Genomic DNA, 19,287 nt, shown 5'->3' with positions numbered 1-19,287 from the left:
GTAGAGCATGGTAGACGCAGTATCCGGCATCGGTTCGACAAGCCCGGCCCTGTCGAATTCACAGACCGGCCTGGCCGATAATTTCGAGATGTTCCTGACCCTGCTCACCGAGCAGATGAAAAACCAGGACCCGCTCAATCCGCTCGACTCGACGCAGTTCGTGAACCAGCTGGTCGATTTCTCCAGCGTTGAACAGCAGATCGCGCAGAACCAGAATCTGGAAAACCTGTTGCTGCTCCAGTCGGCCGCCGCCCAAAGCGCCTCGGTCAGCTATATCGGCCGCGTGGCAACGGCACTGACGCCGCAGGCCATGCTGCAGGATGGCGAAGCGAGCTGGGAATACACCGTGCCGGACGAAGTCCATTCCTCGTCGATCATCATTCGCGACGAGAATGACCGCATCGTGGCCCGCCGCGACGGCGAGACCACGGCCGGTTCACACGACTTCACCTGGGATGGCCTGGGCGATGGCGGCGCCGCTCTCGAAGACGGTGTCTATTCGCTGGAAGTCATTGCCCAGAACGCCGACGGCGACAATGTCGACGTCAATATCCAGGCCGCCGCCCGTGTTACCGGCGTCGACCTGTCCGGATCCGAGGTCATCGTGGAAATGGGCGGCATTCGCGTCCCGCTGTCCTCGGTGATGTCGATCAAGGACGCCAACCCAAACTCATGACCAGGCCGCCGGCCTGATCCGGACCGCCAGAATGGCGCCCCGGCAAACCCGACCAGCAGAAAGCTCCGCAATAACAACCAAAACGCCAGGAGCATGCATTATGAGCATCAATTCCGCGCTTTTGGCCGGCGCATCCGGCCTGATCTCGAACTCGAACGCCCTCGCCTCGATTTCGGACAATATCGCCAACGTCAACACGGTGGGCTACAAGCGCGCCAACGCCGTCTTTACCCCGCTTTATGACAGCGACAGCTCGACCAAGGGCTATTCGGCAGCGGGCGTCCGCTCAGTGGCGCGCCTTTCCATCGGCGAGAGCGGCCTCCTGACCGCCGGTTCCTCGCCGACGGATCTGGCCATCTCAGGTCGTGGCTTTTTCGTGGTTCGCGATGACGCCAACCCGAACTCCTCTGACCCGGTCTCCTTTACCCGCGCGGGCCGTTTCACGCCGGACACCACCGGCTATCTCCGAAATGATGCCGGCAAGTATCTCGCCGGCTGGCCGGTCGCGGCTGACGGGTCCGTCCCGCAGAACCCGTCCGACCTCAACGCGCTGGAGACGATCAACCTGTCCTCCATCGGTGGCGCCGCCGAAGCCACGACGACGATGGGCATCAATGCCAACCTGCAGCAAAGCCAGGCGATCTCCGCTGATGAAGCGACCTATGATCCGACCGCAGCCGCGACCAACATGGCATCAGGCGCTGTCACACCGGACTTCCAGCGCTCCATTCCCTTCTATGACAGTGTCGGCGGTGTCCGCACCCTGACCATCTCCATGCTCAAGAGTTCAACGCCGAACCAGTGGCATGCCGAAGTCCACATGGTGCCGGCAACCGACGTCACGACCGGGGCTGGTCTCCTGAACGGCCAGCTGCTCACAGGTACGGTGGCCTTTGACGCCCAGGGTCGCATCGACAGCGCCAATACCACGCTGCCGACCCAGCTCGACTTCCTCTCCTCCACCAATGCCGGCGCGCTGGCTGGCAACGAATTCCAGTGGGCGACCGCGACCGGCGTGGATGCCCAATCGATCACCCTGGACTTCGGCGATCCCAACGCACCCGGCGGCTTCACGCAGTATGACAGCCCGTCTGCCCTGCTCTCGACCAATGTGAACGGCTCGGCCTTCGGTAATTTCTCCAGCGTCGATGTCGATGATGACGGTTTCGTCTTCGCCAAGTTCACCAACGGCATCGTCCGCAAGATCTACCAGATCCCGGTCGCGACCTTCACCAATCCGGACGGTCTGGAAGCCCAGTCGGGCGGTACCTTCACGGTGACGCCGGAATCCGGTGCCTACACGCTCAACCCGCCGGGCCTGGGATCTTCGGGCTCCATCGCCGCCGCGACACTGGAAAGCTCGAATGTTGACCTCGCCAACGAGTTCACCAGCCTGATCACCACACAAAGGGCTTACTCTGCCTCGTCGAAAATCATCACCACTGCCGATGAAATGCTCGACGAAGCCATCCGCATGAAGCGCTAACCATCACCCAACCGCTTCTTGACTAAGGGCTCCGCCTCCCGGCGGGGCCCTTTTTTTGCCCGGAATTCCAGGCGCGGGTCTCTGACAGGGTTCAGTTTTCTCGAAAATGCCGACGGCATTCCCGATCCTGGCCAGGCCCATATTTTATGACCGCCGGATGAGCCGGTTCGGAACATTTAGAGGCGGATTTTACGGACAAGGTTAAACGTAAATTTACCCAGTGGTTTAGGGCGATGTTAAAGGGCTGCGTGTAGGTTGATCCTACAAACAAGAAACGGGGATCGGACATGCAGCCGCGCCTTAAAAAAGAAAATTATGTCATTGGACCGGATGGTAGCCCGCTTACGCTTGGCGACCTGCCCAACCCGAGTACCCAGCGTTGGGTGGTTCGGCGAAAGGCTGAAGTCGTCGCAGCGGTGCGGGGTGGTCTACTCACTCTGGAAGAGGCGTGTCAGCGCTATTCGCTAACCGTGGAAGAGTTCCTCGGCTGGCAACGTTCGATCGACCGTCATGGTTTGGCCGGGCTTCGCACGACGCGCATCCAGCAATACCGCTAAACGACCGCTAGCTCCCCTTACTAGCGCAAGATGAGCGGCGACCGCGCCCCCTCGGTCGCCGCTCGCCTGCGTTTGCGGGAAATCGCCGGTGCCACTGCTTACCGATTGCGTGCCCTGATTGGATAATCGGGGGCGAGTCATGACGTATGCAATCGTCTTAAAGTCTCGTTTACCCAACAGGTAGGAAAATTCTGCCCAGTGCTTCGCTGATGAAGCGCACGCAATGAGGCAGGGATTTCCAGGTGAACGCGCTTTTTGAACAGTTCAGGGCTTTCGGTGCCGGACGGCTGACCGCGATCTTCGGCCTTGCCGCCGGTGTCGCCGCAGCGCTGATGTATTTTTCCGGTGCGATGGGCGGCGCCAGCCAGTCCCTGCTCTATTCCGGTCTCGACCCGGCCGACACGGCTGCGACCTCGCAACTGCTCGACCAGGCAAACATTCCTTATGAGATCCGCGAAGGCGGCACGGCCATCTATGTCGAGCGCGACCAGGTTGACGAAGCCCGCGTGCGCGTCGCCTCGAACGGTCCGCTGAGCGGCGCTTCGGTCGGCTACGAGATTTTCGACCGCCAGGACAGTTTCGGCCAGACCAGCTTCGTCCAGAACATCAATGCCAAGCGCGCCATGGAAGGCGAGCTGGCCCGAACCATCCAGTCCCTCAACTATGTCAGCTCGGCCCGTGTTCACCTGAACCTGCCGGAACGTCGCCTGTTCGCCCGCGATCAGCAGTCGCCGACCGCCGCTGTCACCATCGCCACCAATGGCCGTTTGAACTCTGAACAGGTCCGCGTGATCCGCAATATCGTGGCCTCCAGCTCGGGCATCGCGCCGACCGGGGTGTCGATTGCCGATGATCGTGGTCGCCAGCTGGCCAGTGGCGGCGACGGCCAGTCGGCCGGTTCCATCCTGATGGATGAACGTCGCGGCGAGATCGAAGCCCAGCTGCGCCAGAACATTCTCGATATTGTCGAAGGCGTGGTCGGCGTCGGCGCGGCGCGCGTCCAGGTCAATGCCGAGCTGGATCGCCAGAGCGTCACCCAGAGCTCGGAAATCTTTGACCCGAACGGCCAGGTCGTGCGCTCGCGCCAGCGCGGCGAAGACCTGTCCAACGATCAGGACGGTGCCAATCAGAACCGTGTCTCGGCCTCGGAAAACCTGCCGGACGCCGGTGACGGCGCGGCCGAAGATGGCCCGTCCAGCCTGTCCAGCCGCGAGAGCACGAGCGAGCGGGTCAATTACGAGATCTCCTCGACCACACGCACGGAAATCATTGAGGCCGGCGCCATTAATCGCCTGTCGGTCGCCGTCGCCGTTGATGGCGTACTGGAGACCGCTGAGGATGGCACCGTGACCTGGCGCGAGCGCCCGCAAGCGGAAATCGACCGGATCGAAGGCCTGGTCCGCTCGGCCATGGGTTTCGTCAACGAGCCGGGCGTCCGCCAGGACCTGCTGACCGTCAGCCAGATGGAATTCGCCCGGACCGATCCGCTGCTGGGCACCCCGGCCGCCAGCGGTTTCTCCTTCTCCAAGAATGACATGATGCGCGCGGCGGAAATCGCCGTGATGTTCATCACCGCCTTGCTGATCATCTTCCTGGTCGCCCGGCCGCTGGTCAAAGGCGCGAGCGGCGTCGCCATGCCGCAGGGCCTGGCTCTGGCGGGCGCCGGCGCCGATGGCGCTGTCCAGGGGGCGCCGGCTCCCGCCGCCCTGCCGACTCCGGCCAACCGCCCCGCGGCCCTGCCCGCGGCCGGTGGTGGTGCGGCGCGCGAGGATTCCATCGATATCGAGAAGATCGATGGCCAGGTGAAAGCGTCCTCGCTGAAGAAAGTCGCCAATATCGTTGAATCCCACCCGGAAGAATCGATCTCGATCCTCCGGACCTGGCTGCATGAGAGTTGAGCCCGCCCATGGCTGACAAACGCGCCATTGAAGATCCTGCCCGCCTGACCGGCCCCGAGAAGGCCGCCGTCATGCTCCTCGCCCTGGGCGATGAAGGCGAAAGCATGTGGCAACATCTCGACGAGGAGGAAATCCGCGAGGTTTCCCAGGCCATGTCCAATCTGGGCACGGTAACGTCGAGCGCGGTGGAAAAGCTGATCGTCGACTTTGTCGGCCAGATGTCCTCGACCGGGTCCCTGATGGGTTCGTTCGAAGCCACCCAGCGCCTTTTGACCTCCTTCCTGCCGGGCGAGAAGGTCGAATCCATCATGGAAGAGCTGCGCGGTCCCGCCGGTCGGACCATGTGGGACAAGCTGGGCAATGTGAACGAGGTCGTCCTCGCCAACTATCTGAAGAATGAATATCCGCAGACCGTTGCGGTGGTCCTGTCCAAGGTGAAGCCGGAACATGCCAGCCGTGTTCTGGGCGCCCTGCCCGAGGATTTCGCCCTGGAAGTCGTCACCCGCATGCTGCGCATGGAACCCGTCCAACGGGAAATTCTTGATCGCATCGAAGAGACGTTGCGCACCGAATTCATGTCCAACCTGGCGCGCACCTCCAAGCATGACAGCCACGAGATGATGGCGTCTATCTTCAACAATTTCGACCGCCAGACCGAGAACCGCTTCCTGGCCGCCCTCGAGGAACGAAATCGCGAGAGCGCCGAGAAGATCCGGTCCCTGATGTTCGTCTTCGAAGACCTGTCCAAGCTCGATCCGGGTGGCATCCAGACCCTGATGCGCGCCATCGACAAGGAACAGATGGCGCTGGCCATGAAGGGCGCATCCGACAGCCTGCGCGACCTGTTCTTCTCGAACATGTCCGAACGCGCCGCCAAGATCATGCGCGAGGACATGGGCTCGATGGGTCCGGTCCGCCTGAAAGATGTCGACCAGGCGCAACAATCGATCGTTTCCATGGCCAAGGATCTCGCCGCCAAGGGCGAAATCATGCTGGCCGATGGCGGCGCCGACGATGAACTCATCTACTAGGGAGGTTGAACGATGAATCCTGTCAAATTCGATTTCGATACAGAGTTCGACCATGACGGCCAGATCCTGCGCGAAGGCGAGAGCTATAAGCGCTTCTTCACCCAGGATGATGTCGAGGCCGCCCGCATGTGGGGTGTCGAGGAAGGCCGCGAGATGGAAGAAGGCCGCTGCGCCCAGTCGCTGCAGGCCATCGCCTCACAAATGCAGCTGATCCTGGCCCGTCTGGCGCATGAATCCGACGCGCTGCGCCAGGAGTCCGCCAGCCTGGCCATGGCGGCCGCCCGCAAGATCGCCGGTGAGGCCCTGTCGGCCTATCCGATCGACACGATCGAACAGGTCGCGCTGGAAGCGGTGAAGGATTTGCGCTCGGAGCCGCGCCTGTCGGTCCGCTGCAACCCGGAGCTGGTTGAAGCGCTGGCCGAGCGGTTGGAGAAGACCGCCCGCGATGCCGGTTTCGACGGCGCCATCATGGTGCGCGGCGACCAGGGCCTGCCGAACGCGGATGTCCGCCTGGAATGGGGAGCCGGTGCCGTTCAGCGCAGCGCCGAGGAAATCGAAACCCGACTGAATGACGTCGTCGCGCGCTGGCTGGCTTCGCCGCCAAGCGACGAGGAAACCCAATCTGACGCGTCCGACGGCCATGCGGCCGGCGTGAGCGCGGCTTAAGGAGGCCCGACATGGCTGACGACAATCTCGACCTTCCCGATCTGGGCGATGACGGCACGCAGGTGCCGGTCGAAGCACCGCAACGGGGCCAGCAGATGATGGACGAGGAAGAAAAGAGCGCCGCCGACCTGGCGCCGGTCTTTGATGTCCCTGTCAACATTTCCGCGGTGCTCGGCAAGGCGCATATCGATGTGAATTCGCTGCTGAAACTGACGTCGGGCTCGGTGGTCGAACTCGATCGCAAAATCGGTGAAGCCATCGACATCTATGTCAACAACCGGCTCGTCGCCCGCGGTGAGGTTGTTGTTGTCGACGACCGGCTCGGCGTGACCATGACGGAAATCATCAAAGACGGGGACGCGGGCTAAGGCCTGGCGGAAAGGACGGAACATATCATGCGTATTCTGATAGTTGGCAGCCTGGGCGGGCAACTGCACACCGCCACCAAGATCGCCCTCGACCGCGGCGCCAAAGTCTCGCACGTCGACACGATCGAGCAAGCCACCGCCCATTTGCGGGCCGGGCGCGGGGCCGACCTTCTCATGGTCGACCTGCACCTGGACGTGCAATCCCTGATCGAGGCCAATGAAGCCGAACGGATCTCGGTGCCGGTCGTCGCCTGCGGCGTCAATGTCCGTCCCGAGGCTGCTGCGGCCGCGATCCGCGCCGGCGCCAAGGAATTCATCCCGATGCCGCCGGATGCCGACCTGATCGCTGCCGTCCTGGCCGCGATCGCGGATGACGAACGCCCGATGATTGCCCGCGACCCGTCCATGCAGGCCGTCATCCACCTCGCCGACCGCATCGCCGGCTCCGACGCCTCCGTCCTGATCACCGGTGAAAGTGGCTCCGGTAAGGAAGTCATGGCCCGCTATGTCCACACCAAGTCGAAGCGCGCCCAGGCGCCCTTCATCTCGGTGAACTGTGCCGCGATCCCGGAAAACCTGCTGGAATCCGAACTCTTCGGTCACGAGAAAGGCGCCTTCACCGGTGCCATTGCCCGCCGCGTGGGTAAGTTCGAAGAGGCCGATGGCGGCACGCTGCTGCTCGACGAAATCTCGGAAATGGATGTCCGCCTGCAGGCCAAGCTGCTGCGCGCCATCCAGGAACGCGAGATCGACCGGGTCGGCGGCACCAAGCCGGTCAAGGTCAATATCCGCATCCTGGCGACCTCGAACCGCGACCTGCGCAAGGCCGTGGCCGATGGATCTTTCCGCGAAGACCTGCTGTTCCGCCTCAATGTTGTGAATCTGGCCCTGCCGCCGCTGCGCGAGCGCCCGGCCGACATCGTCGCCCTGTCTGAGCATTTCGTGAAGAAATACTCGGCCGCCAATGCCGTCGATGTCCGCCCGATTTCCGAGGCGGCCCGCACCTCACTGCTGGCGCGCGAATGGGCCGGCAATGTTCGCGAGCTGGAAAACGCCATGCACCGTGCCGTGCTGCTGGCGACCGGCCGCGAGATCACGCCGGACGCGATCCGCATGCCGGATGGCTCCGCCTTCACCGGTTCGGGCAGCAATGTGGTCCGCCAGGCTGCTGACGCCGCCCAGTCGGTCCAGGCCGACATGATCGGCCGCACCGTGGCCGAGGTCGAACAGGACCTGATCCTGAACACGCTCGATCATTGCTTCGGCAACCGGACCCATGCCGCCAACATTCTCGGCATCTCGATCCGGACGCTGCGCAACAAGCTGAAGCTTTACTCGGACCAGGGCCTGGACATTCCCGCGCCCAACCAACCCGCCCAGGGTGTCTCCGTAGCCTGATTGGACTGATACGTGGTCGATACCGCAGCCTCCCCAACCGCCGCACCTGCAACCGGCGGATTTGATCTCCGCGCCTTCCTGAACCGCACGCTTCGCGGTGATGTGGCGTTGGCGGTCGGCATTCTCGCCATTCTGGTGATGCTGATGCTGCCCATGCCCAGCTTCCTGCTGGACATGTCGCTGGCGATCTCGATCTCGATGTCGGTCCTGGTGCTGATGACCGCGCTCTTCATCAAGAAGCCGCTGGAATTCTCCGCCTTCCCGGCCCTGCTGCTGATCACCACCCTGCTGCGCCTCGGCCTCAACATCGCCTCGACCCGCCTGATCCTGTCGAAGGGCCATGAGGGCACGGACGCGGCCGGCGAGGTGATCGAGGCCTTCGGCTCCTTCGTCATGCAGGGCAATGTCGTCATCGGCATTATCGTGTTTGCCATCCTGGTGATCGTGAACTTCGTCGTCATCACCAAGGGTTCCGGCCGGATCGCGGAAGTCGCGGCCCGCTTCACCCTGGATGCCATGCCCGGCAAGCAGATGGCGATCGACGCCGATCTCTCTGCCGGACTGATCACCGAGGATGAGGCCCGCAAGCGCCGCACCGAGCTGGAAGGTGAAAGCAATTTCTTCGGCGCCATGGATGGTGCCTCCAAATTCGTCCGCGGCGATGCCATGGCCGGCCTGATGATCACCGCCATCAACCTGGTCGGCGGCATCATCATCGGTGTGGTCCAGTCGGGCATGCCCTTCTCGGAAGCCGCCTCGGCCTATTCCTCGCTGACCATCGGCGATGGCCTGGTGTCGCAGATCCCGGCCCTGATCATCTCGGTCGGCGCCGGCCTGCTGGTCTCCAAGGCCGGTGTCAACGGACAGGCCGACAAGGCCCTGTTCGGCCAGCTGACCGCCAACCCGCAAGGCCTCGGCCTGGTCTCCGCAGTCGCCCTGATGGTCGGCCTGCTGCCCGGCATGCCGCTCATTCCCTTCGCGCTGATGTCGGCCGGTGCCGGTGCCCTGGCCTGGATGAACAGGGATCTCGCCGAGCGGACTGCGCAAGCCGAGATCGACGCCAAGGCGGAACAGGAAGCCGAGGACGTCGAAAGCAAATCCGCCGAAGAAGCGCCGATCGAGGACAGCCTTGCCATTGACGAGCTGAAGATCGAGCTGGGCTATGGCCTGCTGCCGCTGATCAATGATGTCGATGGCCGCAAACTGACCGACCAGATTCGCGCCCTGCGCCGCTCGCTGGCCGAGGAAATGGGCTTCATCACCCCGGCGGTGCGCATCATCGACAACATGGCGTTGGGCAACAATGAGTACACGATCCGCATCAAGGAGCTGGAAGCCGGTCGCGGCGATCTCGAGCTGCACAAGCTGCTGGTGATGGATCCGGCCGGCCTGTCGATCGACATGCCCGGCAAGCACGTCAAGGAACCGACTTTCGGCCTGCCGGCGACCTGGATTGATGAAGGCCTGCGCGAGGAAGCCTCTTTCCGTGGCTACACCATTGTCGAACCGGCTGCCGTCCTGGTCACCCACCTGACCGAGCTGCTGCGCGAGAACATGGCCGACCTCCTGTCCTACGCGGAGGTCGAGAAGCTGATCGGCAAGCTGTCGAAAGAGCACAAGGGCCTGGTCGACGACATCACGCCGAACCAGATCAGCCGCGCCGGCATCCAGCGTGTGCTGCAATCCCTGATCAAGGAGCGCATCTCGATCCGCGACCTGCCGACCATTCTGGAAGGCATCGCCGAAGCCAGCGCCACGACCCAGAATCTCGACGCCATTGTCGAACATGTCCGGACCCGCCTGGCGCGCCAGATCTGCCACGCCAACAAGGCGCATGACGGTGTGCTGCCGGTGCTCGCCATGGGTCCGCAATGGGAGCAGGCCTTCATGGAAGCCCTGGTCGGCGATGGTGATCGTCGCCAGCTCGCCCTGGCCCCGTCCAAGCTGCATGATTTCGTGGCTGCCATTCGAAACTCTTTTGAAACCGCATCAGCTCAGGGTCATGTCCCAGTGCTGCTGACGAGCCCGCTGATTCGTCCGTATGTGCGTTCTCTGGTTGAGCGTTTTCGCCCGCAGACCGTGGTGATGTCGCAGAATGAAATCCACCCGAGCGCGCGCCTTCAGACGATGGGCCATGTCGGCTAAGCGACCGTTTTTGACCTGTGATATGATCCGAGCCCATGCATCTTAAAACCTTTGCCGCCCCGTCCCTGACCCAAGCCATGGCTGATGTCCGCCGTGAAATGGGTCCCGACGCTGTCATCATCGCCACCGGCGATGGCCCTGATGGCGGCGTGCAAGTGCGCGCGGCCAGTGAAATGTCGCGGGTCGTCGAACCGGCCGAACAGGTCCGTGACCGTTCGATCCGTCTGGCCGGCGAGGCCGATATCGAGCGCGGCCTGCGTGAAGACAATGAGCTGGACCGGGTGATCCGGGCGCTCGGCTTTCACCGCGCACCGGGTTCGGCTGCCCAGGCCCTGATCCGTTCGGCCCATGACCTCTCCGACGGCCAGGCCGTCGCCCGTCTCGCCCACGCGATCGAGAGCCGCTATACCTTCCAGCCGCTGCCCGCCGTGCCCGAACACGCCATCCTGTTTGCCGGCACGCCTGGCGTCGGCAAAACCTCGGCCCTGGCCAAGACCGCCGCCCGCGCCATCACGGCCGGTGCCGTGCCGACCCTGATCTCCTGCGACGGCGAACGCGCCGGCGCCACCGACCGGCTGCAAGAGCTGGCCCGCCGCATGGGCGCCGGTTTCCGGGTCGTCGATGATCCGCGGGAAATGATCGATGCCGTCGAGGAGATTGACGGCCCGGTCCTGATCGACAGCCCGGCGGTCAATCCGTTCGAGCTGGACGATCTCGACATGACGCTGGCCTTCGCTGACAGCGCCAATGCCGAAATCCTCTATGTCTTTGATGCCGGCCTGACACCGGAAGATGCCGAGGACGCCGCCTCGCTGTTTGCCTCGATCGGCGCCAGCCGCTGCATCCCGGTCAAGCTCGACTGTGCCCGCCGTCTCGGTGCCATCCTTGGCGTTGGTGAAACCGGCCTGGCCTTTGCGCAAATCTCCTCGACCCCCTTCATTGGCGGCGGACTGGCCCCGGCGACACCGCTGCGCATGGCCCGGGTCCTGGTCGAGGACCGCACCACACCGTTCGAGGACGACGACTGATGAAAATCGCCTCTGCACCGCAGGACCGTTCCGCCGGTCGCATCCTCGCCATTGCCTCCGGCAAGGGCGGCGTCGGCAAGACCATGCTGTCGATCGGGATGGCCCGCGCCTTCTCGCAAATGGGCGAGCGCTGCCTGTTGATGGATGGCGATCTGGGCATGGCCAATATCGACGTCCAGCTGGGCCTGCAGCCCAATTCCGACATTTCCAGCGTCATCAATGGCCGCGTTGCCATTGCAGACGCCGTCTGCCCGGCCATGGGCGGCGCGGCACAGAAGGGCGGGTTCGACGTCATCTCCGGACGCTCCGGCTCCGGCGCCCTGGCCAATCTGGCCGGTCCCGGCCTGACCAAGTTGGCCACCGGGGTCGCGGCGCTGGCCCTGTCCTATGACCGCGCCATTCTCGACCTTGCGGCCGGTGCCGACCGCGCCACCATCCGCCTCGCTTTGACCGCCGATGATGTGGTGATCGTGCTCAATGACGAGCCGACCTCGCTCACCGACGCCTATGCCTTTGTGAAAACGCTGCGCCTGCATGATGACGGCGCCTCGCCGCTGGTGGTGATCAACAATGCGCCCAGCATCAATGCCGCCAACGAGGCCTTCAGCGCCTTCCGCAAGACCTGCGAGGCGTTTTTGAGCTTCACGCCGACCCTGGCCGGCATTGTCCGCCGCGACCCGACCGTCCCGGCGGCCATCCGCGCCCAGACCGCCGTCTCCCTGCGCGCGCCGCAATGCGAGGCGGCCAAGGATATCCAGGCCTTGGCGGGCTCGCTCGCGCGTGGCAAACAGGCAGCCTGATCGACCGGGGGGATCGAGCATGTATGACAGTTTCGCGGAACGCCTGGCCGTCGGCTTCACACCGTTCGATTGGTGGCTGATCATTGTGCTGTCACTGGTCGCGGCGCTGATCATGCGCAAATGGCCACAATGGCCGGCCGCCGCCTCGATCGCCTTCATGCTCGATGCCTGCGCCCCCTTCTTCTACCGCTGGTCCACCGGCATCCCGCCCGATTTCGCCTTCGACTTTGCCTTCTCGCGCCTCGATGAGCGCGGCGGGGTCGTCGTGCTGATGCGGCTGGCGATCTACATGATCACGATCGGTGCGATTTACTGGGCCAAGCGCCGCTACGGGCGCTGACCGGGCACCGCAGGGCCGCGCGTCCGCATTATTCATATCCCGAATGAACGATATTCGCTCCATCAATTGGCGAAATCTGTGGTGATGCCCCACCTGATTGCGCGGCCAGCCGTCCGGCGGTCGCAAAGAGGGATCGCCATGACGAAATATACCGACACGCGCTAAGCGCCTGCGCGCCCAGGCGCGCCCACACCCGACATTCTGACATCTGACGCGCGCGCCTTGGCGCCGCGACTGCCGCCGGACGCGATACGCGCCGGTGAGCGTAATCCGTATTGCCTGAAAGGACCCGAAATGGGCGCAATCAGAAACCGCACGGACATGTTCGCAACGGCCCTGGCCGAGCGCATGATCCGCTGGCGCTGGGCGGTGATCCTCGTGACACTGCTCGCCACATTCGGCTTTGCCACCGGCATGCCGAACCTCGCCTTCGACACCAATTACCGGGCCTTCTTCTCGGACGAGAACCCGGAACTTGCCGCCTTCGAGACCTTCCAGGCGACCTACACCAAGAACGACAATGTGCTGATCGTGGTGCGTCCCGCAGACGGCAATGTGTTTTCCGCCGACACGCTGGCCGTGGTCGAGGAGATCACCGAGGCCGGCTGGCAGGTCCCCTATGCCATCCGCGTCGATTCCATCACCAATTTCCAGCATACCTGGGCACAGGGCGACGAGCTGATCGTCGAGGACCTGGTCCGCAATGCCCACGCGCTTGAACGCGGCGATCTTCTGGAGCGTCGCAGCATCGCGCTCAACGAGCCGCTCCTGCGCAACCAGCTGGTGACGCCGGACGGGTCGGTCACGGCCATCAACATCGTGCTGCAATACCCCGAACTCCATTCGATGGAAGTGCCGGAATCGGTGGCGGTCGTGCGCGCCCTGCGTGACCGCATCGAGGCGGAATATCCCGATATCGACATCGTCCTGTCGGGAATCTCGATGATGAACAATGCTTTCATGGAAAGCGGCATGGGCGACATGGCGAAGCTCATTCCGCTGATGTATCTCGTCCTGCTGGTCATCATGATGATCGCCATCCGCTCCTGGAGCGGCACGCTGGCCACCCTGTTCCTGATCCTGTTCTCGACCATCGTCGCGATGGGTTCGGCCGGCTTCCTTGCCATCGGGCTGACCCCGGTCTCGGCCTCGGCCCCGACCATTGTCCTGACCCTGGCGATCGCCGACTCGATCCACGTCCTGATGTCGATGCGGCAACGCATGCGCGACGGGCTGGCCAAGCGTGAGGCCATCATCGATGCGGTGCGGATCAATTTCCTCGCGGTCTCGATCACCTCGCTGACCACCGTCATCGGCTTCATGGCGCTGAACCTGTCGGACTCGCCGCCGTTTGGACATCTGGGCACCATGACCGCCATCGGCATCGTCGCCGCCTGGCTGCTTTCGATCACCTTCCTGCCGGCCATCGTCTCGCTGCTGCCGATGAAGGCCTCGCCGCGCAAATCGGATGGCAAGGACGCCACCGCCCGCATGGGCCAGCTGGCCAACTGGGTGACCCGTTACAGCCGCCCGGTCCTGTTCGGCTCGGTGGCGGGCAGCGCGGCGCTGATCGCGCTCATCCCGACCATCGATTTCAACGACCAGTGGGTGAATTATTTCGACACCTCGCTGGAAGTGCGGCGCGACAATGACCAGGCGCTGGAGGATTTCGGCCTCTACCCGATCGAGTTTTCAGTGCCGGCGCAAAGCTCGGGCGGGATCGCCGAGCCGGAATATCTGCAGAATCTCGACGCCTTCGCGGCCTGGGCCCGCTCGCAGGACAATGTGACCCATGTCTATTCGGTCACCGACATCATGCGGCGCCTCAATCGCAACCTGCATGGCGATGATCCGGACTATTACACCCTGCCGGATGATCGCGGTCTGGCGGCGCAATACCTGCTGCTCTACGAGCTCTCTTTGCCCTATGGCCTCGATCTCAATGACCGCATCAATATCGACAAGTCGGCCTCGCGCCTGACCGTCACCCTGGACAATGTCACGACCGAGGAGACGAAAGCCTTCCTCGACGCGGCGGAAGCCTGGCTGGCGGACAACACGCCGGACTACATGCACACATCGGCGACCGGGGCCCAGGTGATGTTCGCCTATGTCGCCGAGCGCAATGTGAACTCGATGATCTCGGGCAATATCATCGCCGTGCTGGCGATCGGCCTGGTGATGATCCTGGCCCTGCGCTCGCTGCGTCTTGGCGCCTTGAGCCTGATCCCGAACACACTGCCCATCCTGACCACGTTCGGGGTCTGGGCCTTGCTGGTCGGCACGGTCGGTTTCTCGGTCGCGGCGGTGGGTGCGGTTTCACTCGGCATTGTCGTCGACGACACGGTCCACTTCCTGACCAAATACCGTCGGGCCCGCGTCGAGCGCGGCGCCGATACTGCCGGCGCCATCCGCTACGCCTTCGAGACCGTCGGCATGGCGATCGTGATCAACACCATCATCCTGGCGGCCGGTTTTGCCGTCCTCGCCCTCTCAACCTTCAAGCTGAATGCCGACATGGGTCTTCTGACCGCCCTGGCGATCGTCTTCGCCCTGGTGCTCGATTTCCTGCTCCTGCCGGCCCTCCTCGTCGAGCTCAACAAGCTCACCTCCCGCAATACGCAATCCGGAGAAAACCGTGATGAAGACCAAAGCTACCAACCCGCTCAGTAAATCCCTGCTGGCCATGGCGAGCCTGCTCGCCCTGGCCGGCCCGGCACCGGCCTTCGCCCAGGAGGCCGAGCTGCCGGCCTGGGTCGACACAGACAGCGAACGCCGCGGCTATGAGATCGCCATCCGTTCGGACAATTCCGACAATGGCTTCGGCGACAGCCGGGTCGAGGCGACCATGACGCTGCGCAATGCCGCCGGTCAGGAAACCTCGCGCCAGCTGAGCTTCCAGACACTGGAACGGGCTGACAATACGGTTGGCGACAAGTCTGTGGTGGTGTTCCACACCCCGGCTGATGTCGAGGGCACCGCCCTTTTGTCGCACGCCCACATCCTGGAGCCGGACGATCAATGGCTCTACCTGCCGGCCCTGGCCCGGGTGCGCCGCATCTCCTCGGCCAACAAGTCCGGCCCCTTCGTGGGCTCGGAATTTGCCTTCGAGGACTTCACCGCGGTCGAGCTCAACAAGTATGAGCACAACTACCTGACCACCGAAGCGATCACGGTGGCCGGTGAAACCCTGCCGACCGACGTCGTCGAGCGTTTTCCGCGCTACGAGAACTCCGGCTATTCGCGCCAGGTCTCTTATATCGACCAGACCATCCACCAGGTCCGCCGCATTGAATTCTTCGACCGCCGCGGTGATCACCTCAAGACGCTCGATCTGGGCGACTACCGTGAATATGGCGACGGGATCTGGCGCGCCCACCGCCTGGTCATGACCAATCACCAGACCGGCAAGTCGACCGATCTTGTCTATGGCGATTTCGAATTCGGGGTCGGATTGACCGACAACGACTTCGTGCGTGGCGTTCTGGAACGCCAGTACTAGCCCCCCAGCCGACCGGCCGCGGCCCTGCCCGACTGCGGCCGGCTCAGCGACCGCCGCGACTGCACCTCTCCCTGTCGGTGCAGTCGCGGCGGCTTGTTCTTGATGAGGCCAATCATGAGGTCCCTGATGCGTACCCTGAAATCCCTGATCATGCCGTTGCTGGTGCTGGCGGCCGTGATCTTCGGCGCCTCCACTGCCCTGTCCCAGGGCTGGGACGTGGGAGGCTCGATCGGCGCCGAAGCGCGCATTTTTCCCGACGACCCGGCCTTCGCCGGCCAAGAGGATGGTGTCCAGACTTCGATCATCCTGGAGGGTGATTTTCGCTGGCGCAGCGCCGACCGCCGCCACCAGATCGTTCTGGTGCCCTGGGCGCGCCTGGACGCCGTCGATGACGCGCGCAGCCATGCCGATTTGCGCGAAGGCTTTTACCGCTTTGTCGGCGACGAGCTGACCGTCGAGGCCGGCCTGATCAAGGTGTTCTGGGGCGTGACCGAGTCGCGGCATCTGGTCGACATCATCAACCAGACCGACGGAGTCGAGGACAGTGATGGCGAGGACAAGCTGGGCCAGCCCGCCATCCGCCTGACCCGGCAGACCGGTTGGGGACGGCTGGAAGCCTATCTCCTGCCCGGCTTTCGCGAGCGCACCTTCCCCGGCATTGAGGGCCGGCTGCGCGGCCCGCTCATCGTCGACACGGATGCCCCGCTCTACGAACATGCCGACGAGGAGCGCCATGTCGATATCGCTGCCCGCTGGAGCCATTATCTCGGCGATTGGGATCTCGGACTGGCGGCCTTTCACGGCACCAGCCGCGAACCGGGATTCGTTCCATCCGCCGACGGGCAGAGCTTGCGGCCGGTCTACAATATCATTTCCCAGCTCTCGGCCGATGTGCAGCTGACCCGTGGCGCCTGGCTGTGGAAGGGCGAGGCCATTGTCCGCGAAGGCCAGGGCGACACCTTTGCCGCCTTCACCGGCGGGCTGGAATACACCTTCTATGGCGTCACCGCGTCCGGTGCCGATTTCGGCGTGCTGGTCGAATACCATTCCGATGGCCGCGACAGCGATCCATCGGTCGCGCCGCCGACTTCCTTCGACAATGATGTCTTCCTGGGAGGCCGCTTTGCTTTCAATGACATGAATGACACATCCCTGCTCGGCGGCGCGGTCATCGACGTGGAAAATGGATCAAGCGCAGTCCTGATTGAAGCGGAACGGCGTCTGGGTACCCATATATTCGTGGAAATCGAGGGGCGTTTCACCGTCAATGTCGACCCCGCCGACGCTCTGGCTGTCGTGCAGGACGATGATGCCATCACCCTTCGCATCACCCGGCATTTCTGAGCCGGACCGGTTGGAGCGTGCAGGAAGGATGAGCCTGATGAGCCTCAAACATATTGACTTGAACCTGTTGATCACCTTCGACGCGCTCTGGCACGAACGCAATGTGACCCGGGCCGCGCGGCGTTTGAACGTGTCGCAACCGACCGTGTCCAACGCCCTTTCGCGCCTGCGCCTGGTCTTTGGCGACCAGCTCTTTTTGCGCGCACCCCGCGGGATCGAACCGACCGAACGCTGCAGCGAGATCATCAAGGATGTGCGCGAGGCCCTGCGCCATATCGAACAGGCGCTGGACAGTGGCCCGGCGTTTGACGCCAAGCAGTGTCGGCGGCAATTCCAGATCGGATGCGCCGATTATTTTGACCTCTTCGTACTGCCGGACCTGCTCGCCTATATGGCCGTGCACGCGCCGATGATCGATCTGCGTATTCGCTCGGTTGATATTGAGGAGGGCATGGACCTGCTGGATGCCGGCGAGCTGGACTTCATGATGCATATGGAATTTCCCGCCGCGAAGCGCTTCGGCGTTCGCCCGGTCCTGCGGGAACGACACGTCTTCGCGACCCGGGCCGGTCATCCTCTGGTCAAGGGGCCACCCGATATCGCGACCTTTGCCAGCCTCTCCCACGTCAATTTCTCGCAGCGCGGCGACTCCGAGTCACTGGTCGACGAGGTCTTGGCCAAGCTGGGTCATCGCCGCCGCGTCGCGATCACGACCCAGCACATGACCACCGTCGCGCATCTGGTGAAGACCACCGATCTCGTGGCCTCGGTCCCGTCGCGCATGGCGGCCAAGATGCTCGAGGAAGGCGGGTTCGCCGTCTATCCCATCCCCTTCAAGATCGAGAAAGTGCCGGTCGCGGTCTATTGGAATCGCCGCTTCGAACTGGACGGCGCGATGCGCTGGATGCGCGATGCGATCATCGAGTTCTGCGAAGTCCTGGAGCCGGTCACCCTGCCTTTTGACACGCCCGCGCCAACAAAAATGGCGACGGCCAGCTAGCCGTCGCCATTTCTTTTTCCCGGTCAGCGCCGGGCGCTATTCGATGATGGTGATCTGGCTGTCCAGATAGGTCGCCGCATCTTCAAAAGCGGTCTCGGCATCGCTGATACCGAAGAGGACCCGCTGACCGGCTTCCAGCACCGGGCCGTAGAGCAGCGTGCCCTCGGCATCATCCTCGATGTGAAAACGGCGCGTGCCATCGGTTTCCAGCGCGTCAAAGCGGGCGCGAACCAGGGCCCAGTATTCCTGCGTGGCATCCCAGTAGTCGAGCGCGGCCTGGCCGTTGGACAGATCGGTATTGCGATAGGTGTTGACCCCGACTTCGCGGACCAGCTCGTGCACAACGCCGTCTTCCAGCGAGAGCTTGGAATTGTCCTGCTCGTGGATCCAGCCCCAAGACGTGACCGTGTGACGGTTGACGGCAGCAATCACGTCATAATCGTCGCGCGTGGTGTCATCGCGGCGCGGCAGCGGACGCCAGGAAACCGGCGGTTCCCAGGTGGAAATGCCATCCGCATCATGCGTCCACGGCGCGACGGCGGCGTAGCGCGGGCTGTCATCGACCTGGTAAACGGTCTGCGACCAGGCGCCGGCGCGATCGGCTGCGGCGACATCCTCGACGGTCCAGTCATCAAAACCCTGGAAAGCCAGCACGGTCGCCGGCTCATAGCGCCAATCCTGGCGCCAATGCTTGACGATGAAGGGGTTGTCGCCCTCACCGGCGATCAGCAAGTGCTGCAGCATGATGAAATCGCCCGTGTCCTCGACCACGACGACGACTTCGCGGGCCGGGGTGAGCTTCGGTTCTGCCAGCTCGTAACCGTCGGCAATCGGTACCATCTCACGGAAATCGAAAGTGACGGCATATTCGCCCTGCATGGCGAGGATCGCCTGGCGATCCCGTTCAAATGCTTCCGGCGAATGCGTGGCGACCGGCAGCGTCGGAGCCGATACTGGCGCGGTGTCGGTGGTCGTCGTGGCACAGGCAGACAGCGTCAGTGCGGCGGCAGCGAGATAAGCGAGTTTCATTAGCCCCTCGGTGAAATCT

At 63.4% G+C, this 19,287-nt stretch carries 17 protein-coding genes; 16 read left to right on the top strand and 1 reads right to left on the bottom strand.

The features are described from left to right. Positions 1 to 7 precede the first annotated feature (7 nt). The 16 genes from C7435_RS02510 (at position 8) to C7435_RS02435 (ending at position 18,239) form a co-directional block, all read left to right on the top strand. Positions 8 to 676 carry a flagellar hook assembly protein FlgD gene (locus C7435_RS02510; protein WP_075189478.1) on the top strand — a complete coding sequence of 223 codons (669 nt, stop codon included), beginning with the start codon at positions 8 to 10 and terminating at the stop codon, positions 674 to 676. Positions 677 to 776: 100 nt separating this feature from the next. Further along, a complete protein-coding gene (locus C7435_RS02505) occupies positions 777 to 2,162 on the top strand; it encodes a flagellar hook protein FlgE (protein WP_121209889.1) in 1,386 nt (461 codons plus the stop codon). A gap of 287 nt (positions 2,163 to 2,449) precedes the next feature. Beyond that, positions 2,450 to 2,719, top strand: a complete 270-nt coding sequence (sciP, locus tag C7435_RS02500; RefSeq protein WP_075189476.1) for a CtrA inhibitor SciP — start codon at positions 2,450 to 2,452, stop codon at positions 2,717 to 2,719. A 242-nt stretch (positions 2,720 to 2,961) separates the two neighbouring features. Further along, positions 2,962 to 4,617: a flagellar basal-body MS-ring/collar protein FliF gene (fliF, locus tag C7435_RS02495; protein ID WP_075189475.1), complete on the top strand. Its 1,656-nt coding sequence runs from the start codon at positions 2,962 to 2,964 to the stop codon at positions 4,615 to 4,617. 8 nt (positions 4,618 to 4,625) lie between these two features. Then, positions 4,626 to 5,648 (top strand): flagellar motor switch protein FliG, encoded by a 1,023-nt coding sequence (gene fliG / locus C7435_RS02490; RefSeq protein ID WP_075189474.1) that lies wholly within the window; start codon positions 4,626 to 4,628, stop codon positions 5,646 to 5,648. 12 nt (positions 5,649 to 5,660) lie between these two features. Continuing rightward, entirely contained in the window at positions 5,661 to 6,314 is a 654-nt protein-coding gene (locus tag C7435_RS02485; RefSeq protein ID WP_121209888.1) for a FliH/SctL family protein, read from the top strand. 95 nt (positions 6,315 to 6,409) lie between these two features. Continuing rightward, positions 6,410 to 6,682 (top strand): flagellar motor switch protein FliN, encoded by a 273-nt coding sequence (gene fliN / locus C7435_RS02480; RefSeq protein WP_366511510.1) that lies wholly within the window; start codon positions 6,410 to 6,412, stop codon positions 6,680 to 6,682. Between the two features lie 27 nt (positions 6,683 to 6,709). Continuing rightward, on the top strand, positions 6,710 to 8,080 hold the full coding sequence (gene flbD / locus C7435_RS02475) for a sigma-54-dependent transcriptional regulator FlbD (protein WP_121209887.1): 1,371 nt from the start codon (positions 6,710 to 6,712) through the stop codon (positions 8,078 to 8,080). Positions 8,081 to 8,092: 12 nt separating this feature from the next. Further along, complete coding sequence (flhA, locus tag C7435_RS02470) at positions 8,093 to 10,225, top strand: flagellar biosynthesis protein FlhA (RefSeq protein ID WP_075189471.1); 2,133 nt, start codon at positions 8,093 to 8,095, stop codon at positions 10,223 to 10,225. Positions 10,226 to 10,260: 35 nt separating this feature from the next. Next, positions 10,261 to 11,253, top strand: coding sequence for a flagellar biosynthesis protein FlhF (locus C7435_RS02465; protein WP_075189470.1), 993 nt, complete (start codon positions 10,261 to 10,263; stop codon positions 11,251 to 11,253). Then, positions 11,253 to 12,053: a nucleotide-binding protein gene (locus C7435_RS02460; RefSeq protein ID WP_121209886.1), complete on the top strand. Its 801-nt coding sequence runs from the start codon at positions 11,253 to 11,255 to the stop codon at positions 12,051 to 12,053. Before C7435_RS02465 ends, C7435_RS02460 begins: the two co-directional genes overlap by 1 nt. Before the next feature lie 19 nt (positions 12,054 to 12,072). Next, a complete protein-coding gene (locus C7435_RS02455; protein WP_075189468.1) occupies positions 12,073 to 12,393 on the top strand; it encodes a hypothetical protein in 321 nt (106 codons plus the stop codon). 294 nt (positions 12,394 to 12,687) lie between these two features. After that, positions 12,688 to 15,066 carry an efflux RND transporter permease subunit gene (locus C7435_RS02450; protein WP_121209885.1) on the top strand — a complete coding sequence of 793 codons (2,379 nt, stop codon included), beginning with the start codon at positions 12,688 to 12,690 and terminating at the stop codon, positions 15,064 to 15,066. Beyond that, a complete protein-coding gene (locus tag C7435_RS02445; protein ID WP_233128263.1) occupies positions 15,035 to 15,895 on the top strand; it encodes an outer membrane lipoprotein-sorting protein in 861 nt (286 codons plus the stop codon). Before C7435_RS02450 ends, C7435_RS02445 begins: the two co-directional genes overlap by 32 nt. Before the next feature lie 126 nt (positions 15,896 to 16,021). Beyond that, positions 16,022 to 17,239: a hypothetical protein gene (locus tag C7435_RS02440; RefSeq protein ID WP_233350660.1), complete on the top strand. Its 1,218-nt coding sequence runs from the start codon at positions 16,022 to 16,024 to the stop codon at positions 17,237 to 17,239. 37 nt (positions 17,240 to 17,276) lie between these two features. Next, on the top strand, positions 17,277 to 18,239 hold the full coding sequence (locus C7435_RS02435) for a LysR family transcriptional regulator (protein ID WP_075189484.1): 963 nt from the start codon (positions 17,277 to 17,279) through the stop codon (positions 18,237 to 18,239). 36 nt (positions 18,240 to 18,275) lie between these two features. Here C7435_RS02435 and C7435_RS02430 read toward each other — a convergent pair whose 3' ends face one another. After that, the gene (locus tag C7435_RS02430) at positions 18,276 to 19,268 is read right to left on the bottom strand and encodes a DUF6607 family protein (protein ID WP_121209882.1); all 993 of its coding nucleotides are present in this window, start codon (positions 19,266 to 19,268) and stop codon (positions 18,276 to 18,278) included. Positions 19,269 to 19,287 lie beyond the last annotated feature (19 nt).

It is taken from the genome of Maricaulis maris (assembly GCF_003634045.1).
GTDB classification, from domain to species: Bacteria; Pseudomonadota; Alphaproteobacteria; order Caulobacterales; family Maricaulaceae; genus Maricaulis; species Maricaulis maris.
Note: the sequence above shows the minus strand (reverse complement) of the source record. Positions and strands in the feature narration are given on the sequence as shown.